The organism is Paenibacillus sp. FW126-R14 (genome assembly GCF_058789495.1).
In genome coordinates this window covers 1-25,917 of the sequence record NZ_JBYTBS010000069.1, presented here as the reverse complement: position 1 = coordinate 25,917, position 25,917 = coordinate 1, and the positions used below count along the sequence as shown (strand labels likewise).

Genomic DNA, 25,917 nt, shown 5'->3' with positions numbered 1-25,917 from the left:
GTTATTTTGATGTATCTACTAACAAACGGCATCATGATTACGGAAGAAACGCTTTTGGAGGGGTACGATATGCTGGTGCAAGACGATCGCATTGCCTGCATCGCTCCCAAAGGTGAGATTGTCGTGGAGGCCGGCACGGAAATTATCGATGCGGGCGGCGGATATGTGACTCCGGGGATGATCGACATCCATTCCGATTACATCGAGCATATGACGGCCCCGAGACCGACTTCGCTCATCAACTTTCAAATTGGCCTGCGTGAAACGGAGAAGGAACTCATTTCACATGGCATTACGACGATGTATCACTCACTGTCTATTTTCAAATCGGTTGATTACAAGTACCGTCCGATTCGCGAGCCTGAAAATGTGCGGAAACTCATCGATTTGATCGATAGTACGCACAGCAGCAAACATTTAATCCGCCATCGTTTTCATGCGAGATTTGAAATTGATAACCTGGATCAGATCGATAATTTGAAGAGTTATATTGAAGAAGAAAAGGTTCATTTGGTTTCGTTTATGGATCATACGCCGGGGCAAGGTCAATACCGGGATTTGGAAGTGTATAAAAAGACGGTCCTCGGCTACGATACGATGTCCGATGAGAACATCGCCGTCCTGATAGCCAACCACCAGACGAAAGAGAAAATGACGGTAGACGCGATTCGCGAAATCGCCGAGATGGCCAGAGAGCGCAACATAGCTATCGCTTCGCACGATGACGATTCGCTGGAGAAGCTGGACTTGGTGCAGAGCTTCGGCACCGCCATTAGCGAATTCCCGATTACGCTGGACATCGCGCGGAAGGCGAAAGCGAAGGGCTTGTTCACGGTAGCCGGAGCGCCGAATGTCATTCTGGGCGGGTCGCACAGCGGCAACCTCTCCGCAGCGGAAGCGATTGAGGATGGCTGCATCGATATTTTGTGCAGCGATTATTATCCGGCAGCGATGCTTCACGCGGTTTTTCAATTGGCTGGACCACAGCGGAGAGATTTGGTGGAGATGTTCAAGCTTGTCACCCTGCACCCGGCGCAAGCCGTCAATATCGACGCTGAATATGGCTCCATCCGGGAAGGAAAGAAGGCGGATTTGCTCATTATTGAGCGATTGGAGCCGGACGATTTTCCGGTTGTGACGGCCGTTATTGTGGACGGTAAGCTGATTCAGAAAACGAATTACAGGATCTGACAGGAGGGAATGGCGTGGATAATTTGCTGTCGATAGAACATTTGTCCAAATCTTTTACCCTGCATAATTTGAATAAACAAATTTCTGCGGTTGAAGATGTTAGTTTATACCTGAAAGAAGGCGAATTCGTAGGGATTACGGGAAAAAGCGGCAGCGGTAAATCCACCGTTCTTAAATGCATTTACCGTACTTACCTGCCTCATTCAGGGCATATCTGGTATAACTCGGAGCGATTCGGCCCTATCGATCTGGCTGCCGCTTCCGAGCGGACCATCATCGAGCTGCGCAAGCACGAAATTGGGTATGTGTCCCAATTTCTCAGCGTTATGCCTCGCACGACAGCCAGAGAGCTGGTCCACAATGCCATTGTGGAAATGGGCGAAGATGCGACGTATGCGGAGGCGGAGACGATCAAGATGCTGGAGCATTTCGAGCTCGACCGCAGCCTGTGGGACAGTTATCCGGCCACTTTTTCGGGAGGTGAGAAGCTGCGTTTAAATATTGCGAGAGCCATGGTCAAACGTCCGAGACTGCTGCTGCTGGATGAGCCGACGGCAAGCCTTGATCACGGGTCAAAGCTGAAAGTGAAGCAATTGATCGAACAATTGATTCAGCAAGGTACTACCATGCTTGGCATTTTTCATGACCTGGAATTTATGGAGCATCTGTGCAACCGAGAGTATCAAATCAGAGATGGGAAATTTTATACGGCAGACAAGAAGAGCAAGTTTACAATCTCTCAATTTTGACAGAATATTCTGAAAATAATAGAGAGATACACTGAAATGGGTTCTTTCAAAAATATCCATATTAGGGAGAGGTTCTGTTCATGAAAAAAATGTTAACGTTCTTGATCTCTTTATCTCTGGTTGCAGTAGCGGCAGGCTGCGGTACGAAAGCCGGGGAAGCGCAGAAAGCGGCAGCTCCCGTTAAGACGAAAGACACGATTACCGTTGCATGGTATCCGAACGAATCCGGTGCAGAACTAAAAAATGCACGTGAAGAACTGGGAAAAGTCATTGCAACCGCAACAGGTAAAAAAGTAGAACACAAAACGACGACGGACTACATCATCGCCATTGAGGCTATCGCCAGCGGCAGCGCAGATATAGCTTATATGGGACCGCAAGGATATGTTGAAGCCAATGCAAAGAATAATAAGGTTCAGCCGTTGGTTGTGCCGAGCGGAGAGTCAGGCACCCTGGAGGATGCTGTATACTACAGCTGGTTAAGCGTAAGAAAAGGCGAGGAAGAAGCGTATAAGAGCGGTAATGGATTTTCGATTGACAATATTGCCGGTAAAAAATTCTCGTTCGTGTCGAACTCTTCCACATCCGGATTTAAAGTGCCGTCTGCGAACATCGTGAACTTTTTTAGCAAAAAAGACAAATTCAAAAGCTTGACCGCTGATGATCTGCTTCAAGGCGGCAAGGATAAGTTTTTCGGTGAAGTGCTGTTCGGCGGTTCACACCAAGGGGCGGCTGTCAATCTATTGACGGGTAAAGCAGACGTAGCGGCATTCTGCGACACTTGTGTCGCCAACTATGTTGACCTAAGCTCCGGTAAGGCCAATACGGCTGGAGCGGTATATAAAGTGAAGCAGGGAGCGGCAGAACCGTTCAACACGCAAGTCGGCAAAGAATTTAGCCTTATTTCCGTTACGCCGGTATTGAACTCGCCGTTTGCCATCAACACGGGCACCATTAGCGCAGAAGATCAGAAAAAATTGCGGGATGCTTTCATATCCGATGCTGTAACGAAGAACACGAATATTTTCCTGCCTAAGGATTCAAAGGATTCCGGTTTGTTTAAGCAAAAGACGGGGAAAGAAAAATTCCTGCCTGTAGAAGATGCGTTTTTCAATCCAGTCAGAATGCTGTCCAACTAAGTCTATCCTCATGAATGACAAACCGATTAAGGGAGCCGCTATGACAACGTTATTGGAATTCAAGCAGGTTTCAAAGCAGTACGGTGCGGATACAAGAGCGTTATCAGATGTTAATTTCACGGTGAGAGAAGGGGAGTTCGTGTCGATTATCGGCCCCTCCGGGGCGGGCAAGTCAACGCTCCTTCGCTGTATTAACCGGATGATCGACGCGAGCAGCGGAGAAATTATATTCGACGGCAGGAACATTATGGAGTTCAAGAAAAGCGAATTGAAACGGCTGAGAACCCGGATGGGCATGGTGTTTCAGCACTACAATTTAGTGAACAGGTTAAGCGTCATCGAAAACGTGCTGCACGGACGGCTTGGCTATAAGTCCACGCTGGAAGGAGTTCTGGGACTATACTCCAAAGAGGAAAAGCGCCAGGCCTATGCGATTCTGAAAATACTCGGGCTGGAAGAGCAGGTTTACAAGCGCTGTGACCAACTGAGCGGTGGGCAAAAGCAAAGGGTAGGCATTGCCCGTGCCCTAGTGCAGGATCCCAAAATGCTGCTGTGCGACGAACCTATCGCTTCGCTCGATCCGAACGCTTCCAAAGTCATCATGGATTACTTGCGCGCCATCTCTACCAACATGGGCATTACGGTTATCGTTAACCTGCATCAGGTGGACGCAGCGCTGAAATATTCGGACCGTATTATCGGTGTGAACAAGGGAACGATTGTCTACGACGGACCTCCAGCGAAGATCAAGCGCGATCAGCTTTCTGTGATTTACGGCGCGGAGCTTGAAGAGCAAACAGACGAGCTGGAGGCGCAATATGCGGGATAACTTTTTTGCCAGAAAGCGGATGAACACGCTGCTCTTCTGTACGTTCTTGCTGGCACTGACGCTGATCGCTATTGTGATTACGAACTATAACGTCATTAAGGGCTTCACCTCGATACCGAAAGCGGCTGAATGGGCGGTTAGCAACTTTTATCCCAATGAAAAAGCGATGAAGCGGCTTCCGGCCATTATGAGCAGCCTGACTGAGACGGTGCTGGTGTCTATCGCAGCAACCGCAGTTGCAGCCGTCTTCGCCATGCTGTTTGCGATCGCAGGCTCTCATACGACAGGCACGGGCGGTGTTTTCAGTTTTGTAAGCCGATCGATTGCAACGATATTTCGCAATATTGATGTCGCTGCATGGTCGATGATTCTATTGATTTCTTTCGGGCAAAATGTGCTGACGGGCTATTTCGCGCTCTTCTTCGGCTCCTTTGGTTTCTTAACGCGCGCCTTCATGGAGTCGATTGACGAAGTAAGCAGCAGCTCGGTTGAGGCACTGCGGTCGACAGGGGCAGGCTATTTCCCGATCATTTTTCAATCGGTGCTGCCTGCCAGTATTCCGCAGCTGCTCAGCTGGATCTTGTTTATGGTGGAAACAAACATCCGTCAAGCTACGTTGATTGGCATTTTGACCGGCACCGGTATCGGCTTTCTTTTCAGCTTATATTACAAAAGTCTAAATTACAGCTCTGCCTCCTTGGTCGTCCTCGTTATCGTCCTCACGATTTTTATCATCGAAACGGTTTCTACCTATGTTAGGAGGGCGATTTTGTAAAATGGGACTTCAAGAAGCTATCCAGTCTGTCTCCATCAAAGAGAGCATCAAGAGAAAGCCATTCAACAAACAAACGGTGGTGATCCGGCTCACTTTGGCTGCGTTGGCGGTATTGACGCTGTATGCCTTCGCTACGTTTGACTATAAGGACATTGAGCTCTTAGATGCTATCTATTCAACAGCCCTTACGGTAAAAACGATGTTCTTCCAACCGCTCTTCAAACACCTGTCCTTCGTCGAGGCGGTTCAACAGCTGACCATTACACTGGGACTGGCGTTTCTGACAACGCTGTTCGGATCGGTCATCGCTTTGTTCCTCGGCCTATTGGCTGCCCAAAATCTTTCCAGTCCTAAAGTTTCCATCATCGTTAAAGGCATAGTTGCTTTTATTCGAGCAGTTCCCACGGTTTTGTGGGTTTTGATTTTTGCGGTTGCAGCGGGGCTAGGCAGTGTCGCAGCCGTGATCGGGATGACGTTCCATTCCATCAGCTACTTGGTTAAAGCGTACTCGGAATCTTTCGAGGAGCTGGACAAAGGGGTGATCGAGGCTTTGAAAGCAAGCGGAGCCAATTGGTGGCAAATTGTGTTTCAAGCCGTCCTGCCATCGTCTGTCTCCTACTTGATCTCATGGACGTTTATGCGTTTTGAGATCAATTTCGCAGTCGCAGTAGCCATGGGGGCGGCGGCCGGAGCAGGCGGCATTGGGTACGATATGTTCATGGCCAGCTCTTATTATTATGATGTGAGGGAAATTGGTGCTATTACGTATCTCATCCTGGGGTTTGCCATCTTGCTGGAGCTGATTGCGGGAAGAATTAAAAAGAAGTTAAGGGTTCATGGGTAAACACGGCGTGCGCCTTTCATGGATGGAAAGGGAACTACAGTTCGCTATTTCGCAAAATGTAAGGCCAAATGTAGTTCCGTTTCCCATGGCGATTACTTGAGCTCACACACCATCTTGTAACTCCCGGGTTCCGCCCGGAAGCCGATCAGATCGCGGTTTATTCGCAGCATAGGGCCATTCATGGAATCGTTATGAGTACGCAAATAAGGAACATGGCATGCGCGGGCCGTTTGCACGCCGAGCATCTTGAGGGCGAGCGCGATACGGCGGCCCCGGTATTCCGGAAGCACGCCGGTGAATTCGTGATACATAGCCCGAGTTTGCTCGTTCTGTTGGAGCGTGACTACGCCAATATAGCGGTCGCCGTCCTTGGCAATATGAATCCATTCCGGGCGAACGCCGGCTTGCCCGATGCTCCATTTTTTCCATTCCTCGAACCAAGGGAAGCTGCCTGAGTAGCCGGGAATATCCGGATGTGTAGTTTTATAAAGCTCATACAACTTTCGCTCGTTGTCTTCGCCAGGCTCATCGGCCAGTGTAATAAACCGGATGCCGGCTTGCTCAGCTTCGTTTACCGACTCGTACAGCGTGCCGCCATCAAATGCTGCCAAATCCAGAACGGATTCGAACGTATGGCGTTCCTTTATGTAGCCCCGACGTTCGGCAAAAGCCAGCGATTTCTCGTCCGTTTCTCTCATGTAGTCGATCAATCGTGAGGCTCTGACCTCCAATGCCCACTGCCGGAGCGCCTCGTATAAATCTCTTCCTATCCCGATCCCGCGGTTTTCCGGGCGAACGACAACGGTGTGGCTCAATGCTCCGGGCTCCGTCCATGGAGCTCGCCAGGCAATCGCGTAGCCAACCACTTGTCCATGCTCGTCTTCCGCCACCCATTTGGGGCGATCCCATCCCATCAGATGGCCATCTTCATTGTAATGCAGCTTGCCGGGGGGAATACTATCCTCTTCTTTCTGCAGTCGTTCAGCGGTTGTCGGCTCCGACCAGATCAAATTTAGCAGCGGAGCAACCGCCGCATAATCGTCCGGCTGCCGCATCATGCGAATCGTAAACTTTGACATTATAGCTACCTCCACCTCAATATGAAATCAGCTTATAAAGACATTATCCCATGTGCCCTAGGCAACTTCTTGGTAAAGTCTGGATATAAATAAAGATTCGGCTCCCAGCCCATATTTCCCTCATTTATTTGACAATTCGCTCAAAAAGGTGTAGAACTGAACTAACTGAATGTTCTGAGTAAATTCATTGACGAGATCGAGTACGCTAATCCCTTGTCCCCCAGAGAGTTGGCCATTGTGCTGAAAGCCAACGTTCAAGACTTAGCCGAAAATCCTCTCCGAGAAGGAAAGCTGAAGCAGTTGGAGTAAGCTGACCCGGGATCCTGCCGTTACATGGGGCGCGTATGATGGTACGTAGGCGGAGGTGACGGGGATCGAGTTATGGATCAACCGGAACAAGGGTGGTATAGCGAGTTGAATCTCGTCCCTTAGGGGGCGGGATTTTTTTGTTTTTTATTTTAAAAAGAGAGAGGATGTTCCGCATGAGAAAAGTGGATGTAAAAGAAAAAGCAAGGACCCGCGAGCTGCGTATCCTGAAGGGCTGGCAGCAAAACGATACGTTCCGCGCATCGATCGACCACCGGAGCGACAAACCGAATTTTGTTTTTTATGAGGGGCCCCCTACCGCCAATGGCAAGCCTCATATCGGTCACGCGCTCGGGCGTGTAATTAAAGATTTTATCGGCCGTTACAAAACGATGTCAGGCTACCGCGTCGTGCGAAAAGCCGGATGGGATACGCACGGCCTTCCCGTCGAGCTTGGCGTGGAGAAGCAGCTGGGCATTTCAGGCAAGCAGGAAATCGAAAAATACGGGATCGCCGAATTCGTGCAAAAGTGCAAAGACAGCGTGTTCGAATACGAAAGGCAATGGCGCGAACTGACGGAAGCTATCGCGTATTGGACCGATATGGATAACCCCTATGTGACGTTAACGAATGATTATATCGAGAGCGTCTGGCATGTTTTATCCGAGATTCATAAGAAAGAACTCCTTTATAAAGGCCATCGTGTCAGCCCTTATTGTCCCGATTGCCAAACGACGCTCAGCTCGCACGAAGTGGCTCAAGGCTATGAAAATGTCAAAGATTTGAGCGCGACGGTGGAATTCCGCAGCCGGAACGGCGAAGACATTTTCCTTGCCTGGACGACGACGCCTTGGACGCTTCCTGCGAACGTTGCGCTTGCTGTAAACAAGGACATCGACTACGTGAAAGCCAAACATAACGGCAAAGTCTACGTGGTCGCCAAAAATCTTGCAGAAAAAGTATTGAAAGAGAATTATGAGATCCTATCGACGCACAAAGGGGAGGAATTCGTAGGAACCGCCTATGAGCCGCCTTTCGGCTACATCCGTGTGAACCGGGGTCATATCGTGGTCGATGCGGACTATGTCAGCGATACGAGCGGGACCGGGATCGTTCATATCGCACCGGCGCACGGGGAGGATGACTACCGCACGTGCCGCCAGCATGAGCTGGATTTTGTGAACGTTGTGAATCAGGCCGGCCGTTATACCGATCAGGTTGTTGATTTTGCCGGACGCTTTGTGAAGGATTGCGATGTGGATATTGTCAAAAGCTTGTCCGAACGCAACTTGCTGTTCGCCAAGGAACGGTATGAGCACAGCTACCCATTCTGCTGGCGTTGTAAATCTCCGCTTCTCTACTATGCGATGGAAAGCTGGTTTATCAAAACGACGGCCGTGAAGGACCAATTGATTGCAAACAACAGCCAAGTGAACTGGTACCCGGGCCATATTCGGGAAGGGCGGTTCGGGAAGTTTTTGGAGGAGCTGGTCGATTGGAATATTAGCCGCAACCGCTATTGGGGGACTCCGCTTAATCTGTGGCTTTGTCAGGATTGCGGGGCAGAGGATGCCCCTGGCAGCAGAAAAGAACTGCAGGAAAAATCCATATCGCCGCTCGATGAAAATTTGGAATTGCATAAACCTTATGTGGATGATGTAAAATTGCGCTGCTCCTGCGGCGGAGTCATGGAAAGAACGCCGGAAGTGATCGATGTGTGGTTTGACAGCGGCTCTATGCCTTTCGCACAGTACCACTATCCTTTCGGTGACAAGAAACAGTTCCAAGAGCAGTACCCTGCCGATATGATTTGCGAAGGCATTGACCAAACAAGAGGCTGGTTTTTCAGCTTGATGGCGGTATCGACCTTGTATAACGGAGAGCTGCCCTATAAGGCGGTTATTTCAACCGGGCATGTTTTGGATGAAAACGGCCTGAAGATGTCCAAAAGCAAAGGGAACGTCATTGACCCCTGGGAAATCATAGAGGAATACGGAGCGGACGCTTTCCGCTGGGCTCTGCTGGCTGATAGCGCACCATGGAACAGCAAACGGTTTTCCAAGCAAATCGTAACCGATGCGAAGTCAAAAGTGGTGGATACGATCAACAATTCGCACTATTTTTATACCCTGTATGCCATGATTGATCAATATAGAGCCGAAGACTACCCACAGCAAGCGCCGAAGAGCGAATTGGACCGGTGGGTGCTGTCCAGACTGAATACCACCCTGCGGATCGTTCTGAAAGGACTGGAGGATTACGATTTTCTGAATCCGGCCAAACATATGGAAGCTTTTGTCGATGAGCTGAGCAATTGGTACATTCGCCGTTCTCGCGACCGTTTCTGGGGCAGTCAAATGACGGAGGCTAAAATAGCCGCTTACCAAACGCTGCGCGAAGTGTTGATCACATTCGCAAAGATGACCGCCCCTTACATCCCGCTCATTGCCGAGGATATTTTCAGCAACCTTGGCGGCGAAGGAAGCGTTCATATGGCTGACTACCCGAAGGTGAAAGAAGAAGCGATCGACGAGACGCTTGAGAACGATATGGCAACCGCACGCCAAATCGTTGAGCTGGCCCACAGCATTCGGAACGAGACCCGGATCAAAACGCGTCAGCCTTTATCTGAGCTCATTGTCACGCTCGATCGTGCGTTTAATCTGGAACGATTTGAAGACATCATCAAAGATGAAATTAATGTGAAACAGATTCGTATGGAGAAGAACGAGAGCACCTTCGTGGACTATGGTTTAAAATTAAACTTAAAGGCTGCCGGCAAAAAATACGGAAAATTCGTCGCTCCCCTCCAGAATTTATTGAAGCAGCTCTCCGCGGCAGATGCCAAACAAGCCGTTGACAACGGATATTTGGACGTTACTATTGCGGGCGAATCCATACATCTCACACTGGATGAGCTGCTTGTGGAAAAGCTGGGCAAAGCAGGCTTTGCTTCCGCGGCGGGTTACCAAATCAATGTTGCTTTGAATACGGCCATCACGGAGGAGCTGGAACAGGAGGGACTTGTTCGCGAGGTGATACGCGGCATTCAGGATTATCGCAAGAAGCTCGATTTACCGCTGGAGAAACGGGTAATTCTGACGCTTCACGTCGATGCTCGTTTGAGAGCGGCGCTTGAGCGTTTCGATCATGTTTTGCAGGAGAATGTGCTGCTTTCTGAAGTCAGATATGCGCAAGTGGCTAATATGGAGAAGGTTTCGTTCGGTGGGTATGAATGTCTGTTGCTGATTGAGTAGAAGGTGGGGAAAGGGGCTGACTCGCAGGCGGTGCAAGAGAGTAGCCCCGATTCCATTGTTCGCAGGATAGTTCGCTCGTCGAATTCAGGCGTTAGAGGGAATTTTACAGGAAATTCAGACATAAGTGGGAACTAGAGAGTGTTTAGGCGAAAAAGAGAACTACAGGGCGCTGATATGAACGAAACCTGCAACTCCTAGTACTGAGTTCCATTTTTAGGCATCACGAAAGTTAGCCTGTCAAGTGCTCTTCTTTACAGGCGATCTCTTTTTCCATACTAGATTCCGGTCCGGCTGATCATGCCGGACCCTGCCTTACGGCGAGTAATGGGGTGCAGGGGGCGTGCTCCCTGCATTCTTTTGGTTTTGAGGTGACTTTCACATGGGTACATTCCTTGGCACGAAGGCAAAATGGGATTTAGCGCCGGTTGGCACGCTGATATACGTGGATTCGACCACAAGTTAATAGATACGACCAGAGAGTTGATTCCCGCTAGCTATTGACGTGCATAGAGCATTTCTGTTTAGCTTTGCACAAGCGCCCTTCGCGGATTTTCTCTCTGCCTTGCTTAGTTACTTTGCCTCCGTGCCAAAGAATGTCATTCATGTGTAAACATCGAACCTTGGGCATCTCAACCTTTCTGGCAATTTTATGTTTATGATGGAGGAGCAGGAGGTTAAGCGGCTGCTTGTTTTTGTTTTTCCATCTCTTTTGCAATGGCCCAAATGAATCCGAGCAGTTCTCTAGCTACAGCTGTTACAACTGTACCTTTTTGCTTTCCTTTTGCTGACAAGCGTTTATATTTGGCATGAAGTCGTTTTTGTGCGTTCCACGAAATGTCCTGGATTTCAGGAGTTAGTCCATTTAACCGTTCTCGAAGGGCTCTTCGTACGGCGGGTGAGTGGCGATAGCTCCATGCGGTTTCGATTACAACTCTGCGGATATGTGCATTGCCAGCTTTGGTAATCCCCCCTTGCCAGCGTCTGCCTCCACTTGAATGCTCGCTGGGTACTAATCCTGCATAAGACATGAGTAGCCTTGGGTGGGAAAAACGCTTCGCAATATCCCCCAGTTCTGCGGCTAGTGTTGTCGCCGTTATGAGTGCAACGCCGCGCAGGGCCTGTAGGGCCCTGATCATGGGCGCTTGGCAACTTGATTTAGCTTGTTTTTCCATTTCTATTTCATAGCGCTGATATGAACGAAACCTGCAACTCCTAGTACTGAGTTCCATTTTTAGGCATCACGAAAGTTAGCCTGTCAAGTGCTCTTCTTTACAGGCGATCTCTTTTTCCATACTAGATTCCGGTCCGGCTGATCATGCCGGACCCTGCCTTACGGCGAGTAATGGGGTGCAGGGGGCGTGCTCCCTGCATTCTTTTGGTTTTGAGGTGACTTTCACATGGGTACATTCCTTGGCACGAAGGCAAAATGGGATTTAGCGCCGGTTGGCACGCTGATATACGTGGATTCGACCACAAGTTAATAGATACGACCAGAGAGTTGATTCCCGCTAGCTATTGACGTGCATAGAGCATTTCTGTTTAGCTTTGCACAAGCGCCCTTCGCGGATTTTCTCTCTGCCTTGCTTAGTTACTTTGCCTCCGTGCCAAAGAATGTCATTCATGTGTAAACATCGAACCTTGGGCATCTCAACCTTTCTGGCAATTTTATGTTTATGATGGAGGAGCAGGAGGTTAAGCGGCTGCTTGTTTTTGTTTTTCCATCTCTTTTGCAATGGCCCAAATGAATCCGAGCAGTTCTCTAGCTACAGCTGTTACAACTGTACCTTTTTGCTTTCCTTTTGCTGACAAGCGTTTATATTTGGCATGAAGTCGTTTTTGTGCGTTCCACGAAATGTCCTGGATTTCAGGAGTTAGTCCATTTAACCGTTCTCGAAGGGCTCTTCGTACGGCGGGTGAGTGGCGATAGCTCCATGCGGTTTCGATTACAACTCTGCGGATATGTGCATTGCCAGCTTTGGTAATCCCCCCTTGCCAGCGTCTGCCTCCACTTGAATGCTCGCTGGGTACTAATCCTGCATAAGACATGAGTAGCCTTGGGTGGGAAAAACGCTTCGCAATATCCCCCAGTTCTGCGGCTAGTGTTGTCGCCGTTATGAGTGCAACGCCGCGCAGGGCCTGTAGGGCCCTGATCATGGGCGCTTGGCAACTTGATTTAGCTTGTTTTTCCATTTCTATTTCATAGCGCTGAATACGCTGACTAGCTTGCCAGATTGTATTGCGATATTCCTGGAAAACGAAATCTTCGCACTCTCGTTCGAAGCGTAGAGTGTCCAGCCATTCTTCATGAGCAGAGTTCCATGGCTTCATTCCTTGTGGGAGCAACCGTTGATGCCGAAGCAAAAACTTCATCAATCTTTGCCGGCTGCGATTTTGATCTTCGACTGCATCTTCTCGAGCCCGAACCAGATCACGAAGTGCTTCATCTTCAGGCGAAGGTACATAGATGGCGGTTAATTCTCTTGCCCGCCAAAGCTGTGCCAGGCGAATCGCATCTTTCTTATCTGTTTTAATTTTTGTACGTCCTGTTAACGCTTCAGTAGGCGCTACGACACTGCATTCTACGAACAATTCCAGGAACCACCGACGCAGATCAAACCCTGTAGGCCCTGCTTCGTAGCAAACATCTAGCTTCACATCGCCCTCTTTTGTTAATTGTCCAACAAGTTTTCGAACCGCCTCTTTAGTATGTGGAATGCTTCCCCAATATCTGGGGGTATCCCGGCCTTCATCAGCGATGGCAAGAACAATTTTATCCTTGGATACGTCTAGACCTACATATTTTACGGCAATACTCATAGTAAACCGACTCCTTTTGTGTTTAGCTCTGATTTTGAAAAGACTGGGTACGTTCTAGATCCCATTCTTCACAAAATTAACCTACGTTACGCAAAGTGGCAGTCGGTTTCGTTCATTGTAACTATTTATGCATACAGGCTGATTTTGGCATCTGAACGGAACTACAGGGTCTTATTTGCTCCAAAAGGCTATATTTTGGCTGAAAATGGTAAAATAGAGGCCTGTAGTTCCCTCCCGATTGTCATATTGCGCATTTCTTGGAAAATAGAGGACCAGAGTTCCCATACGTCAGGCCGTTTGGAGGAGGGATCGAATTGGAAGCTAAAATAACAGATGCTAGCATTGAAACAATCAATCTATTTGTTGATGATTTAAGAGATTGTCCAGAGGGTTTTACATTGGCAAGAAACTTTGAACAGGCTATTGAACTTATGAAGCAGAATAGCATCCATATATTAACGCTCGACCACGACCTTGGTGAAGATGAACAGGGGAATGAACACCCAAATGGGTATGATCTTGTCAAATATTTTTGTGAGCATGGGTTAAGAGCAAATAAAATCTATCTCCATACGGATAATCCTGTTGGCCGCAATAATATGTACGAAACTTTGGTTGCCGCCCAAAGAAGGGGTTTTATCGATTCGGATATCGAGATCTATCATTATCCAATCACTGAAAACAAATACTCCGGCATGTAGAAACCGCAAAAAGGGTAAAGAAACAGCATGAGGATTGGAAGCAGCTAACGAACAAATAAATACAAAAACCAGTCTGACACCGGCGTGTGCGGACTGGTTTTTGTATATGGCGGCACCCGCCGGATGAATGTCTTTAGTATTCTTCAGCTTACTTGGAAAGCAATTTCAGAAACTCACGCATAAAGCCCGGCAAATCCGGCCAAGCGTGACCCGAGACTAAGTTCCCGTCCACATGAAGCGTATCGGCTGCATAGTTGGCCCCGAGCTGCTCGATATCCAAACGGCAAGCGGTATAGGCCGTCATGGTGCGCCCTTCAAAGTAGCGATTGTCTTTTAGAGCGGAAAACACTTGCGCAGCATGGCAAATAGCGCCCACCGGCTTCTCAGCTTCAAGGAAATGACGAATAATGCGCGGAACATGCTCATTCGAACGAATGTATTCAGGGGCTCTGCCTCCTGGAATGATTAGCCCATCATACTGACCAGGATCGACGTCGGCAAAAGCGATATCCGACGGCAGCAGATGCCCCGGCTTTTCTGTGTAGGTTTCCCAGCCTTCGATAAAATCATGGACGACTGTATGAAGCACTTTCTTCGTCGGTGAAGCAATAACGGCTTCATACCCTTCTTCTAATACTCGGAAATAAGGGTAATAAACTTCCAAGACTTCTGCAGCATCGCCGGTAAGAATTAGGATTTTCTTTGACATCGTATCACTCCTTGGAAATAGATGGGAACTCATAAGTAATTATGAATAACCTCGGCCAAGTTGTAAACGGGTGGAAATTGATACGAATTGTCGAAGGGTGAGGGATTCTCGTTTCTCCCTAAATATTCTCTCGATCCAGCAAATAAACTTTCACATTCTTCTTTACGCCGAATTCCTGCGCCTGACTCAGATCGTTCATGAACACATCGATTCTCGAACCGCGAATGGCCGAGCCGATATCCTCAGCTTTGCGAATGCCGATGCCTTCGATGAAAACGGTGGAGCCTAGAGGGATGACGGCAGGATCGACGGCGATCGTCCGTCCTTCTTTTGCCTTTAAACCGCTGAAGGTAATGCCGTACAAGGGATGGGAGGCTTTTTTGCCGGTAGATTCGAAACCCGCCGTATAGGCCGTCAGTGTCGTGTTGATCACTTTTTTTATGATTTTTGGTTGTGTTTTAACGGAAGACGATCCTGTCGATCCTGTCCCGCCTGAAGGAATCTTCAGAACTTGGCCGATTGTGAGCCCGCGCGGGTCACCGATATTGTTGAAGGTCATAAGGTCGTTCACGTCGATCTCAAAATCGCGGGCGATTTTGTACAGCGTATCTCCTTTGTTGACCAGATACTGCGTGGTTGGCGGCAGGGCCGTTGATCCGGTATCGTTGTCTGGTTCGGCTGCTGTGTCATTTACTGCAAGACTGTAAGATGGCGGAAGTTCCATATTTTCATCGCTGCCCGGGAAGGAATAGGCTTTATCCGCAACCCCTAAGCTGAATAACAGTACGAAAGTCCAATATACGATCTTACGAAACATCATAGCTCCTCCTCAAAGAAAAATAATAGAGTTATTGCTACTAGACTCGTCCAAAATATATTTTTCTATACGTACTCTATGAAAATTCACTAGATTCAAGCGCGTACAAGCCCTTTGCGGGCTTTTTTATGTTTACAGACCGAGTGGCAAGCGATCGTCCCTGCGTGAATACACTATAGCAACAACGTAAAGGAATGATGTTCATGCGCCCAGGGTACGGAATGTTCCAACAGCAATCGGCGAAAATGCGGCTGACACCGCAGCTGCGCAAAGCGATCACGATCCTGCAGCTCTCGACACCGGAATTGCTGGAGGTTGTCCAGCAGGAGATGAATGAGAATCCGGTTTTGGAATTCGCCGCCATGCAAGAGCGGGCTGACGAGTTTCCTGCCTATTCCCGTTCTGCCAGCAGGAGGGGCCCCGATCCCGATTCCGATTCCGATGCTTATGATCCGCTTAACCATGCCGCTGCGAACGAGGTATCCCTGGAAAGGCATTTGAAAGAGCAGCTCATGTTCATGCCCAAAATACCGCAAACACTGCGCCGAACTGTTGTTTTTATGATCGGAAACTTGGACGCTAATGGCTATCTTCAATCTTCGTTAAGTGAAATTTCGGACGCTCTGAAGGTGGAGCGTGAGCTAGCGGAGCAGGCGCTCAGCCTTCTGCAAAGCTTTGAGCCTGCCGGTGTGGGAGCGAGAAATTTGCGGGAATGCCTGCTTTTGCAAGTTCAGTCTTTGACCGAAAGCTTTCCCTTGGTCGCTGATCTTATTAACCATCATCTGAAAGATGTTGCCGGTTATCACGTTCACAAACTATCGCAGGTTTTGCAAGCTTCACCGCAAGAAATTCAGGCAGCCCTGGACGTCATCAAGGGGTTGAATCCGAGACCCGGGGCTGCCTTTCACACAGAAGACGTTCACTATATCATGCCGGAAGTCGTCATTGAGAATACAGGCCAAGGGCTTGCGGTGTTTACTCATCAGGCTGCTCTTCCACGGCTCTCGATGAACGGTTACTATGAGCGAATCGCGAGGCAGGAAAGAGAGACGAACGAAGCCGCCCGGTTCCTGAGCGGCAAAATCCAATCGGCGCTGTTCTTTCTAAGGTGCTTGGAGCAGCGGCGTAAGACGATTTTCCGTGTGGCGCAAGCGATTGCAGATGAGCAGAGCGAGTTTTTTTGGAAGGGGACGGCCCATCTCAAACCGATGACATTGAAGCATATCGCCGATAAGCTGGGCCTGCATGAATCGACGGTCAGCCGGGCAACGGCCGGCAAATATGCCCAAACGCCGTGGGGCATCTTCGAGCTCAAGCATTTTTTCCCGTCCGGCCTGCCAAACCAAAGCGGAGAAGCGGCGTCCTCCGAACGTGTCAAAAGCAGTCTGAAGCAATGGGTCCGCAGCGAGAATGCGGCCAAACCTTACTCTGACCACAAGCTGGCAGCTCTGCTCATGCAGGAGGGCATCCAGATCTCGCGCCGCACGGTGGCGAAATATCGGGAAGAGCTGGGCATTTCTTCTTCCCAGAGAAGGAAACGCATATAGATACCATAGTGGGTTACGGCCCGCTTAAAGCTTTGGCCCATAAATTCATGTCCTCATATTTATTGTAGATGTCGCAGTTTTTCGTCAGCCTGCCGTAGCACCCATAGCCCATCTGATAGAAAACGGCATTCATGCCGAAGGAAAGAGCTCTGGATAACGAGTAAACGCAAGTAATCCGGCGGGCGATCAATTCCTCCTCCAAAGCATGCATCAAAAGCTTCATGAGCCCTTGGCCCCGGAAGGCGGGAAGTGTGGCACAATCGGTCATTTCCGCATTGGCGTACACCGTATTGATTTCCGCGGAAGCGGCGCTAATAAGCTCACCCTGCGATTCGATGAGATAATAAACCGTCCCGTCCCTCATCGTTTTTGCTACATACGGGGGATCGTTCATCGGCGTAGGGTAGGTTTGAAAAATTTGGGCGTACAAATGCGAAAGGGACTCCGAATCCTCGGCGCGGGCTAGACGTAGAGTGAAGCGCTCCGGAACGGCAGGCCGGTCCGGTTTGCGGGGAAGGGCCAGCACCTGCTGCAAAATGCGATCCTCCTCCATCCAATAATCACTGCTTCTCCGCTCCAGATCCGAATAAAATGCCATGCAGTAGGCATCCTTGCCGCGAAAGTATCCTTTGTAAACGCCCTCCAACATGCCGCCTTTTCCTAAAAAAATTTGCCAATCCTCTTCCCGCGATTTGAAAAAAACTTTGGTCAGCGCATGCTTTTGAGCTACACCTGTCATTCGCTCGCAGATGGCATTCACATTGCCATGGTAGTCGTCAACCCGCAGTCTCTTATTCATGAAATCGAGGCAAAAGCTTACCGTATAATCGTCGCCGTGCTCGACTTCATTGCTGTATGCCGGCAGATCATTGGGCATGTCGCATTCCCCCTTCTTCTTATCATGGTTATATGCTTCGATCCGTCATATTAGCCTTGCAATACTTGGTTGCGCCGGTCAAAAGTTGGCATGGTTATTGCTTCGTTATTAGGCAGATGCAGCTGCCTGCTGCGCATAACATATCCGTTAGTCATGAAGGAGGCTGAAAGCTTATGCCGTGCATGTGGTGTGAGACGGAAGATGTCCGGGATAGTGTCAAAGATTGCTACTGGATCATGCCGGACGGGAAGATGGCTGTGCAGATTTTGGATGTCCCGGCGATCGAGTGCGCCAACTGCCGGACCTATGTGCCGGAAGGCACCGCACAACAGATCGAAGAGATGCTGTATTGGCATGATGTTTCTGCGCTTGGAAGCTCCTTTCGCTATGAAGAGCTGTTGAAAGCGCCTCGGGTCAAAAATATGTTTCTGAAATAAAACGACAGTGACGGTTGATAAGCGGGGGTGCCTTATGGAGCGGGAGCATTTAATCAAGCCCATTCTGGACCATCCTTATCCCACGGTTCAATACGGGAAAGGGGTGTTCCTCTACGACGAGCAAGGAAAAGCGTACCTGGACGGGGCTTCGGGAGCTGTGACCGCCGGCATCGGACACGGCGTACCGGAAATCATTGACGCGATGACGGAGCAGGCCGGCAAGGTTTCTTTTGTATACCGTTCCCAGTTTACGAGCGAACCGGCTGAGAAGCTCGCCAAGAAGCTGAGCGATTTGGCGCCTGGCGGCGATTACTGGGCCTTCTTTGTGAACAGCGGCTCCGAAGCGACGGAGACGGCGATGAAGATTGCCATTCAGCATTGGCAAGAGAAAGGCCGCTTTGGCAAGAACAAAGTGATATCGCGCAGAATGAGCTATCACGGCATCACCATGGGCGCGCTTTCGATGTCCGGTCATGTGCTAAGAAGGAGGCGGTTTATTCCGCTTCTAGAAGATTTTCCGGTCGTGGCTCCTCCCTATTGCTACCGCTGTCCGCTTCAGATGGCCGCTCCCTCTTGCAAGCTGGCGTGCGCAGACGACTTGGAAACAGCGGTCAAACGAATCGGCGCCGAACATATCGCCGCCTTCATTGCCGAGCCCATTATTGGGGCTGCCGGAGGCGCGATTGTTCCGCCTGCGGGCTACTACACGAGGATCAAAGAAATTTGCGATCGCCATGAGATTTTATTTATCGCTGACGAGGTCATGACCGGCATTGCCCGCACGGGGGAAATGTTCGGCATGCAGCACGATGGCGTAGAGCCGGATCTAATAGCGCTGGGCAAAGGCTTGAGCGCCGGCTATACGCCGATGGCGGCCACGTTGGTCAAGGACCATGTGATGGCGCCTATTTTGCAAGGCTCCAAAAGCATCATGGCCGGCCATACCTACAGCGCCAATCCGCAGTCGGCGGCTGTTTCGCTGGCGGTCCTGGACTACGTTGAGAAGCATCAGCTCGCTCAGGCCGCTCAAAGCAGGGGGGCTTATTTGATGGCTAAGCTGCATCAGCTGGCAGATGACATCGAGATCATTGGCGATGTTAGGGGCAGAGGGCTGCTGCTGGGCATCGAGTTCGTGCGGAACAGGGACGATAAAGAGATGTTTCCGCCTGCTGCGGGCATGACCGCCCGGATTATTGACAAAGCCTTTCATAAAGGCTTGCTCGTTTATCCCGCAGCGGGCGCTGTGGATGGGGCCGGGGACGCCATTATTGTGGCGCCGCCTCTTGTCATTACGGAAGCGGAAATCGATCTGCTCGTGCAGCTTTTGGAAGAAGCCGTTCGGGAAGTCATGGATGAGTTGAGCGGAGAGCCAGCCTGGAGGTGACAAGGATGGAAAAAACGGAACTGAGCAAAGTGAAGAGCTTGGAGGAAGCGCTTCATGCGATTAACGACGGCTGCACGCTCATGTACGGCGGGTTTGGCGGGATCGGCACACCGCCTACGCTGATCGATGGCATTTTGCGCAAAGGGGTCCAAAACTTAACGATTATCGGCAACGATACCGGTTTTCCGCAAATCGGAATTGGCCGTTTGGTGACCGCCGGACAGGTGAAAAAGGTGATTGCCTCCCATATCGGCTCCAATCCTAACGCAGGTCAAATGATGGAGGAAGGCTCGATGGAGGTCGTCTTTTATCCGCAAGGAACGCTGGCGGAAAAAATCCGGGCAGGCGGCGTCGGCCTCGGAGGCATTTTGGTGGACGTCGGGGTCGGCACGATGATGGGGGAAGGCCGGGAGACGGTTTCGATCGACGAGCGAACGTATTTGGTGGAGCCGGCTTTGACGGCTGATGTGGCAATCGTTCATGCGTTAAAGGCCGACCCCTACGGCAATCTAGTCTATGATAAAAGCGGCCGAAATTACAATCCGCTCGTTGCGATGGCCGGTACATGTACGATTGCCGAAGTTGACGAGATTGTGCCGCTTGGCGCGCTGGACCCTGAAAGCATCGTCACACCGGGCATTTTCGTCGATATGGTGATCCTCAGCAAAGGAGTGAATTGGCAATGGGTATGGGAAAAGAAAACCGTGACCGAATAGCGAAGCGGGCCGCCCAGGAGTTGAAAAACGGCATGGCCGTCAATTTGGGCATCGGCATCCCGACCCAGGTTGCAGACTATGTGCCGGAGGGCGTTCAGATCGTTTTTCATGCGGAAAACGGCATCTTGTACGCAGGCGGAGCACCGGATCCGGGAGAGGAGGATGCGTTTCTCTGCAACGCAGGTGGGTATCCGGTCACGATTGTAGACGGAGCTTCCTACTGCGACAGCTCTATTGCTTTTGCCATGATCCGCAGAGGCTGTATTGATGTTACGATTCTTGGGGCGCTGGAGGTTAGCGAGCACGGCGATTTGGCGAATTGGATCGTACCGGGCAAGCGGGTGGCCGGCATCGGGGGAGCGATGGAGCTTGCGCAAAAAGCGAAAAAAGTGATCGTGCTCATGAACCATGTCAACCGGCAGGGCGAATCCAAGGTGAAGAAGCAGTGTGATTTGCCGCTGACCGCGCGGGCTTGCGTGAAGTTGATTATAACGGAAATGGCCGTGATGGAAGTGACGGAGCGTGGGCTCCTTTTGAAGGAAGTCATGCTGCCATATACGGTTGATGACGTTGTGTGTCATACGGAGGCCGCTTTGATCATACCTGAGCATATTTCCTACATTCCATAATGGAGAGCGAATCGAAAGGAGGGAATTCTTTTGCCGAAGGAGAACGCCGATCTGCAGGGACGAATTCATGAGTGGATAACGCTTCATCGTGACGCAGGGACCGCATTGCTGCAGCAAATGGTGAGAATCGCAAGCACACAGGGCAATGAGAAGGAAGTTCAGCGCCTTGTGGCCGATCAGCTGCACGCTCTGAAATTGGATGTGGATATGTGGGAGCCGGACGGAGAGAGGCTTGCGGAGCATCCGTATTTTTGCTCACCGCGAAATGATTTTGCAGGTAGTCCCAACGTTGTGGGTGTTTTGAAGGGGGCCGGAGGAGGCCGTTCCCTTCTGCTTAACGGCCATGTAGACGTTGTGCCGGAGGGCCAGCGGGATCAGTGGCAGCATGATCCATACAGCGGCGAAGTGACAGGCGGCAAGCTGTACGGACGCGGAGCGACGGATATGAAAGGCGGCAATACAGCGCTTCTGCTTGCGCTTGGAGCCATTCAGGGATTAGGGCTGAAGCTGAAAGGCGACGTTATTTTTCAAAGCGTTGTGGAAGAGGAAAGCGGCGGGGCCGGGACGCTGGCAGCTATCGTGAGAGGCTACAAGGCGGATGCGGCTCTCATTCCGGAGCCTACGAATTTGCGTATTTTTCCGAAGCAGCAGGGCTCGATGTGGTTCCGCATTGAGGTCAAAGGCCGCTCGGCGCATGGCGGAACCAGGTATGAGGGCGTTAGCGCGATTGAGAAAAGTATCGTTGTCATTCAGTATATCCGGGAGCTGGAGAAGGAGAGGAATGCCCGGATCATAGATCCGCTGTATGCCAACAATCCGATTCCGATTCCCATTAATCTGGGTGTTATTCAAGGCGGGAATTGGCCCTCATCCGTTCCCGATACGGTAAAGCTGGAGGGACGTATGGGTGTGGCCCCTGAGGAGAAGCTGGAAGAGGCCAAAGAGGAAATGCTCAAATGGATAGATCGGTTGAAGGACGTTGATCCTTGGTTTGCCGAGCATCCGCCTGCCTTGGAATGGTTCGGAGCGCAATGGGTTCCGGGCAGTGTCGATCCGGGGCATCCGCTGATGGAAGTGCTCCGGCAGCAGTATCGCGAGGTTAAGCGCGAAGAGCCGGTCATCGAAGCATCGCCTTGGGGCACGGATGGCGGCTTGCTGACGCAGCTCGGGGAGACGCCTTGTTTAGTTTTCGGTCCCGGTATTACGCAAGTCGCGCATTATCCGAATGAGCACATTGTGCTCGAAGATGTGTTCGTGGCTGCGGAGATCATCGCGCTGACCTTGATTCATTGGTGCGGTTTTGACAGAATGGAGGCATAGCGGATGGATGCGAAGGAGAAAAAGACAGCCTGCATTGAGATGAAGACTGCTCTGCCGGGGCCGCAAGCTCAACAGCTGCTGGAGCGCCGCATGGCGAGTATTCCACGGGGGCCATTCAACACCGTACCCACCTTTGCGGCAAAAGGGGAGGGAGCGCTGCTCACCGATGTCGACGGGAATACCTTTATCGATTTCGCCGGTGCAATCGGCTCTTTGAACGTCGGCCATTGTCCGCCCAAAGTGGTGGAAGCGCTGAAGGCGCAGCTGGACCGCTATTTGCATCCCTGCTTCCATGTGATGATGTATGAGCCGTATGTGGCTCTTGCAGAGAAACTAAACGAATTGACGCCTGGCGATCATCGAAAAAAAACGTTTTTTTTGAACAGCGGGGCGGAGGCTGTTGAAAATGCCGTGAAAATCGCACGAAAATATACGGGGCGCAGAGCCGTCATATCTTTCGAGCGCGGCTTTCATGGCAGAACCTACATGGCGATGTCGCTCACCAGTAAGGTGAAGCCTTACAAAAACGGCTTCGGTCCTTTTGCGCCCGATACGTATAAAATGCCCTATCCATACTACTACCGCGCTCCTGGCGGGATGTCTGAGGATGAGGTGGATGATCAAATCTTGCAGAAGTTTGATGATTTTTTCTTGGCTGAGGTCCCGGGTGAGGATGTAGCTGCCGTGATCCTTGAGCCTGTTCAAGGCGAAGGGGGTTTTGTCATTCCCTCCACACGGTTTATCAAGGGCGTGAGACGCATGTGCGACAAGTATGGCATCCTGCTCATTGCGGATGAAGTGCAAACGGGCTTCGGGCGTACGGGCCGCATGTTTGCCATGGAGCACCACGGCGTCGTGCCGGATCTCATGACGATGTCCAAATCGATTGCGGCCGGTCTCCCGATCAGCGCCGTGACCGGCAGAGCGGAAATCATGGATGCCCCGGGGGTCGGGGAAATCGGGGGCACGTATGGCGGCAGTCCGCTTGGCTGCGCTGCCGCCCTGCAAGTCATTGCCATGCTGGAGGAGGAGCGGCTGGCCGAGAGAGCCGTTGCCATCGGGGCAGCGGTAAGTGAAAGATTTCTTACGCTGCAGCAGGAACTCGGCTGTATCGGGGATGTGCGCACACTAGGCGCGATGAGTGCCGTTGAGCTGGTGAAAGATCCTGTGAGCCGGGCACCGGATAAGGAGCTGACGGCCCGGATTTTGCAGGAGGCGCATCAGCATGGCGTAATCGTGATGAGCGCGGGAATTTACGGGAATGTGATTCGTATTCTAAGCCCGCTTGTGATCACGGATGAGCAGCTTGCCGAGGGCTTGGATGTGCTGGAGGCGGCATTTCGGGCTTGCAGCAGCTAGGAAAGGGGAAACAGCATGAGAAAGCATGTATTCATTGAAGGGCGGTGGGTGGAGGCTGGTGAGTACCGGCCTTTATACTCCCCCTACAGCGGCGAGCAAATTGCTGAGATTGCGTACGCAGGAAGGGCCGAAGTGCAGCTGGCACTTGATGCGGCTGAACGAGCTAGACCCTTGATGGCGCGGATGCCTGCGCATGAACGGGCAGCCATCTTGGAGCGGCTGGGCGCTTTGATTCGCGAGAAGGCGGAGGAATGCGCAGCTATAATTGCGCTTGAAGCGGCGAAGCCGATCGCGACGGCGAAGCTGGAAGTGGAGCGCACGATCGCCACGTACAAGTTCGCGGCCGAGGAGGCGAAGCGGATTCACGGCGAGACGATTCCGATGGACGCAGCGCCTGGTGGAGAGAATCGCGTGGCGTATACGATTCGCCAGCCTTTGGGCGTCGTTGCGGCGATAACACCGTTTAACTTTCCGATGAATTTGGTTGCGCACAAAGTAGGTCCGGCGCTCGCTGCAGGCAATACAATTGTCCTGAAGCCGGCAGGCCAAACGCCGTTGTCTGCGTTGTTTTTGGCGGAGCTTTTACAGCAGGCGGGTCTTCCCGCAGGGGCGCTGAACGTTGTGACCGGCAGCGGGAGCGCCATTGGCGACTTACTGGTGACGGATGAACGCGTGAAGGCGGTCACCTTCACGGGCTCCCCGGAGGTCGGCATCGCCATTCGCGGCAAAGCCGGCCTTCGAAGAGTGACGCTCGAGCTCGGCTCGAACTCGGCGCTGCTGGTGGATCAAGGCGTGGACGTGGATGCCATGATCGCAAGAGCGGTCACTGGCGCTTTCTCGTACGCGGGCCAGGTGTGCATTTCCATTCAGCGCATTTATGTGCATGAAGCGCTGTTTGACCCGTTTGTGCAGAAGTTCGTCGCCCAAACGGCGAAGCTGCGCATCGGCGATCCGCTCGATCCGGCGACGGACGTCTCCGCTTTGATCAGCGCTCGCGACGCCGACCGCGCGATGGCATGGATCGCGGAGGCGGAGCGGCAGGGCGCCGTCGTCGCAGCGGGCAACCGGCGCGAGGGCAGCATCGTGGAGCCGACCGTGCTGCTGCATGCGCCGGCCTCGGCGCGCGTCGCCTGCCAGGAGGCGTTCGCGCCGATCGTCCTGATCAACCGGATCGCCTCCATCGAGGAGGGCATCGCCCTTGTGAACGACTCCCGCTACGGCTTGCAAGCGGGGGTTTACACGAACGATCTCCGCACGGCATTCGCTGCTGCGGAAGCACTGGAGGTCGGAGGCGTGATGATCAATGACATCCCGACTTTCCGGGTGGACCACATGCCTTACGGCGGGGTCAAGGAAAGCGGCACAGGACGCGAAGGCGTGAAGTACGCGATCGAGGAGTTAACGGAGCTGAAGTTGGTAAGTTTTCGAAAATAGTGTACGATGGAACGGAGGACGCCACTCAAGCGCAAGCGGGGGAGCGTCCTTCAGCGTTCTGCCGGAAAGCGGGGTCGGACGACGATGATTTGCTGGAAAGGAGAATTGGTATGGAGATTGGATTTTTGTTGCGCGTAATCCTGGCCGGCGTCTGCGGCGCGATCATTGGCTACGAGCGCAAGAGCAGAATGAAAGAAGCGGGGATTCGCACCCATTTCGTCGTAGCGGCAGGGGCGGCGCTCATGATGCTCATTTCTAAATACGGATTTGAAGATATGATCGGCAAAGAAGGAGTTGCGCTTGATCCGTCGCGTGTTGCGGCGCAAGTCGTCAGCGGCGTCGGCTTCCTGGGTGCCGGCATGATCTTTATGCAGCGGCAAACCGTTAGAGGGCTCACGACGGCGGCGGGGATTTGGCTGACCGCTGGCATCGGCATGGCAATCGGCGCTAATTTGTACATTGTCGGCATCGGTACGACCGTGCTCATTTTGATCGCACAAAAACTGCTGCATAGCAAAATTCCGTGGCTGACTGCGCCCAAAACCGAGCAGTTATCCGTCCGCCTGCGGGATGAACCGGGAGCTGTCCCATTCATTCAACAGTTTTTCAAGGAAAGAGACATTGTCATTTTACATTTTCATAGTGAAAAGTTATCCGAATCCGCCGAGCTTGTGCTCGACATTACCATTAAGCTGCCTGCGAATTATGCCGTGGATCAACTGCTGCCGCTCATTCAGGACGCCCCTTTCGTACACGTCGTTGAGATGCAATAAGAGGGGGCCGCACATGCAATCTGTACATAAGGCGGCCATAACTCTGCGGACTTGTTCGCGTTGTGCAATTAGGCTTCTGAAGCCAAATTAGCTGGAAAATTCCCCTCTAATCTGACTGCAAAACCCTGTCAGAGCCATTTAGCCTGAAAAACTCAGGATGTCGAGTAAAACGCTTTCATTTGAGTGCGCTGTACATCGCTATGTGTTTCCAATGCTTGTTTCTGTGGT

Annotated in this window: 23 protein-coding genes and 1 other annotated feature; of the genes, 17 read left to right on the top strand and 6 right to left on the bottom strand. The window is 51.4% G+C overall.

All coding sequences use genetic code 11. The annotated features are described in order from the left end of the window. The first annotated feature begins 9 nt into the window (after positions 1 to 9). The 6 genes from phnM to AC3WRW_RS29185 all read left to right on the top strand — a co-directional run bounded on the left by phnM (position 10) and on the right by AC3WRW_RS29185 (position 5,527). The gene (phnM, locus tag AC3WRW_RS29210) at positions 10 to 1,191 is read left to right on the top strand and encodes a phosphonate metabolism protein PhnM (RefSeq protein WP_492549728.1); all 1,182 of its coding nucleotides are present in this window, start codon (positions 10 to 12) and stop codon (positions 1,189 to 1,191) included. A 14-nt stretch (positions 1,192 to 1,205) separates the two neighbouring features. Further along, positions 1,206 to 1,940 (top strand): phosphonate C-P lyase system protein PhnL, encoded by a 735-nt coding sequence (locus AC3WRW_RS29205; RefSeq protein ID WP_492549727.1) that lies wholly within the window; start codon positions 1,206 to 1,208, stop codon positions 1,938 to 1,940. Between the two features lie 80 nt (positions 1,941 to 2,020). Then, the gene (locus tag AC3WRW_RS29200; RefSeq protein ID WP_492549726.1) at positions 2,021 to 3,079 is read left to right on the top strand and encodes a phosphate/phosphite/phosphonate ABC transporter substrate-binding protein; all 1,059 of its coding nucleotides are present in this window, start codon (positions 2,021 to 2,023) and stop codon (positions 3,077 to 3,079) included. Positions 3,080 to 3,119: 40 nt separating this feature from the next. After that, positions 3,120 to 3,908, top strand: coding sequence for a phosphonate ABC transporter ATP-binding protein (gene phnC, locus AC3WRW_RS29195; RefSeq protein ID WP_492549738.1), 789 nt, complete (start codon positions 3,120 to 3,122; stop codon positions 3,906 to 3,908). Continuing rightward, the gene (locus AC3WRW_RS29190) at positions 3,898 to 4,683 is read left to right on the top strand and encodes a PhnE/PtxC family ABC transporter permease (RefSeq protein WP_492549725.1); all 786 of its coding nucleotides are present in this window, start codon (positions 3,898 to 3,900) and stop codon (positions 4,681 to 4,683) included. The genes phnC and AC3WRW_RS29190 overlap by 11 nt, the downstream gene beginning before the upstream one ends. Position 4,684: 1 nt before the next feature. Next, positions 4,685 to 5,527 (top strand): PhnE/PtxC family ABC transporter permease, encoded by an 843-nt coding sequence (locus tag AC3WRW_RS29185; protein ID WP_492549724.1) that lies wholly within the window; start codon positions 4,685 to 4,687, stop codon positions 5,525 to 5,527. A 92-nt stretch (positions 5,528 to 5,619) separates the two neighbouring features. On the opposite strand, the gene AC3WRW_RS29180 is transcribed toward AC3WRW_RS29185, so the two are convergent. Beyond that, complete coding sequence (locus AC3WRW_RS29180) at positions 5,620 to 6,606, bottom strand: GNAT family N-acetyltransferase (RefSeq protein WP_492549723.1); 987 nt, start codon at positions 6,604 to 6,606, stop codon at positions 5,620 to 5,622. 178 nt (positions 6,607 to 6,784) lie between these two features. Next, positions 6,785 to 7,038: a binding site (T-box leader), on the top strand. A gap of 50 nt (positions 7,039 to 7,088) precedes the next feature. On the opposite strand from AC3WRW_RS29180, the gene ileS reads away from it, so the two are divergent. Next, a complete protein-coding gene (gene ileS / locus AC3WRW_RS29175) occupies positions 7,089 to 10,169 on the top strand; it encodes an isoleucine--tRNA ligase (protein ID WP_492549722.1) in 3,081 nt (1,026 codons plus the stop codon). Positions 10,170 to 10,843: 674 nt separating this feature from the next. Here the strand turns inward: ileS and AC3WRW_RS29170 are convergent. Next, positions 10,844 to 11,341: a transposase gene (locus AC3WRW_RS29170; RefSeq protein WP_492549721.1), complete on the bottom strand. Its 498-nt coding sequence runs from the start codon at positions 11,339 to 11,341 to the stop codon at positions 10,844 to 10,846. A 520-nt stretch (positions 11,342 to 11,861) separates the two neighbouring features. Further along, positions 11,862 to 12,986: an IS110 family RNA-guided transposase gene (locus AC3WRW_RS29165; protein WP_492549720.1), complete on the bottom strand. Its 1,125-nt coding sequence runs from the start codon at positions 12,984 to 12,986 to the stop codon at positions 11,862 to 11,864. Positions 12,987 to 13,300: 314 nt separating this feature from the next. Here AC3WRW_RS29165 and AC3WRW_RS29160 point away from each other — a divergent pair, with 314 nt between their 5' ends. Further along, complete coding sequence (locus tag AC3WRW_RS29160) at positions 13,301 to 13,687, top strand: cyclic-phosphate processing receiver domain-containing protein (RefSeq protein WP_492549719.1); 387 nt, start codon at positions 13,301 to 13,303, stop codon at positions 13,685 to 13,687. Between the two features lie 148 nt (positions 13,688 to 13,835). Here AC3WRW_RS29160 and AC3WRW_RS29155 read toward each other — a convergent pair whose 3' ends face one another. Both AC3WRW_RS29155 and AC3WRW_RS29150 read right to left on the bottom strand, forming a co-directional pair. Further along, positions 13,836 to 14,396: a DJ-1/PfpI family protein gene (locus AC3WRW_RS29155; RefSeq protein ID WP_492549718.1), complete on the bottom strand. Its 561-nt coding sequence runs from the start codon at positions 14,394 to 14,396 to the stop codon at positions 13,836 to 13,838. Between the two features lie 118 nt (positions 14,397 to 14,514). Continuing rightward, positions 14,515 to 15,213, bottom strand: coding sequence for a 3D domain-containing protein (locus AC3WRW_RS29150; RefSeq protein WP_492549717.1), 699 nt, complete (start codon positions 15,211 to 15,213; stop codon positions 14,515 to 14,517). Positions 15,214 to 15,434: 221 nt separating this feature from the next. On the opposite strand from AC3WRW_RS29150, the gene rpoN reads away from it, so the two are divergent. After that, entirely contained in the window at positions 15,435 to 16,760 is a 1,326-nt protein-coding gene (rpoN, locus tag AC3WRW_RS29145; protein ID WP_492549716.1) for an RNA polymerase factor sigma-54, read from the top strand. 13 nt (positions 16,761 to 16,773) lie between these two features. Here rpoN and ablB read toward each other — a convergent pair whose 3' ends face one another. Continuing rightward, the gene (gene ablB / locus AC3WRW_RS29140) at positions 16,774 to 17,637 is read right to left on the bottom strand and encodes a putative beta-lysine N-acetyltransferase (protein ID WP_492549715.1); all 864 of its coding nucleotides are present in this window, start codon (positions 17,635 to 17,637) and stop codon (positions 16,774 to 16,776) included. A gap of 173 nt (positions 17,638 to 17,810) precedes the next feature. Between ablB and AC3WRW_RS29135 the strand changes: the two genes are divergently transcribed. The 8 genes from AC3WRW_RS29135 (at position 17,811) to AC3WRW_RS29100 (ending at position 25,689) form a co-directional block, all read left to right on the top strand. After that, positions 17,811 to 18,074, top strand: a complete 264-nt coding sequence (locus tag AC3WRW_RS29135; protein WP_492549714.1) for a YokU family protein — start codon at positions 17,811 to 17,813, stop codon at positions 18,072 to 18,074. 34 nt (positions 18,075 to 18,108) lie between these two features. Continuing rightward, a complete protein-coding gene (locus AC3WRW_RS29130) occupies positions 18,109 to 19,458 on the top strand; it encodes an aspartate aminotransferase family protein (protein WP_492549713.1) in 1,350 nt (449 codons plus the stop codon). Then, positions 19,455 to 20,174, top strand: a complete 720-nt coding sequence (locus AC3WRW_RS29125; RefSeq protein ID WP_492549712.1) for a CoA transferase subunit A — start codon at positions 19,455 to 19,457, stop codon at positions 20,172 to 20,174. The genes AC3WRW_RS29130 and AC3WRW_RS29125 overlap by 4 nt, the downstream gene beginning before the upstream one ends. Then, positions 20,141 to 20,803, top strand: coding sequence for a 3-oxoacid CoA-transferase subunit B (locus AC3WRW_RS29120; protein ID WP_492549711.1), 663 nt, complete (start codon positions 20,141 to 20,143; stop codon positions 20,801 to 20,803). The genes AC3WRW_RS29125 and AC3WRW_RS29120 overlap by 34 nt, the downstream gene beginning before the upstream one ends. 30 nt (positions 20,804 to 20,833) lie before the next feature. Next, positions 20,834 to 22,123: a peptidase gene (locus AC3WRW_RS29115; RefSeq protein WP_492549710.1), complete on the top strand. Its 1,290-nt coding sequence runs from the start codon at positions 20,834 to 20,836 to the stop codon at positions 22,121 to 22,123. A 3-nt stretch (positions 22,124 to 22,126) separates the two neighbouring features. Continuing rightward, complete coding sequence (gene gabT / locus AC3WRW_RS29110) at positions 22,127 to 23,482, top strand: 4-aminobutyrate--2-oxoglutarate transaminase (protein ID WP_492549709.1); 1,356 nt, start codon at positions 22,127 to 22,129, stop codon at positions 23,480 to 23,482. Between the two features lie 15 nt (positions 23,483 to 23,497). After that, the gene (locus AC3WRW_RS29105) at positions 23,498 to 24,916 is read left to right on the top strand and encodes an aldehyde dehydrogenase family protein (protein ID WP_492549708.1); all 1,419 of its coding nucleotides are present in this window, start codon (positions 23,498 to 23,500) and stop codon (positions 24,914 to 24,916) included. A 110-nt stretch (positions 24,917 to 25,026) separates the two neighbouring features. After that, the gene (locus tag AC3WRW_RS29100) at positions 25,027 to 25,689 is read left to right on the top strand and encodes an MgtC/SapB family protein (protein ID WP_492549737.1); all 663 of its coding nucleotides are present in this window, start codon (positions 25,027 to 25,029) and stop codon (positions 25,687 to 25,689) included. Positions 25,690 to 25,917 lie beyond the last annotated feature (228 nt).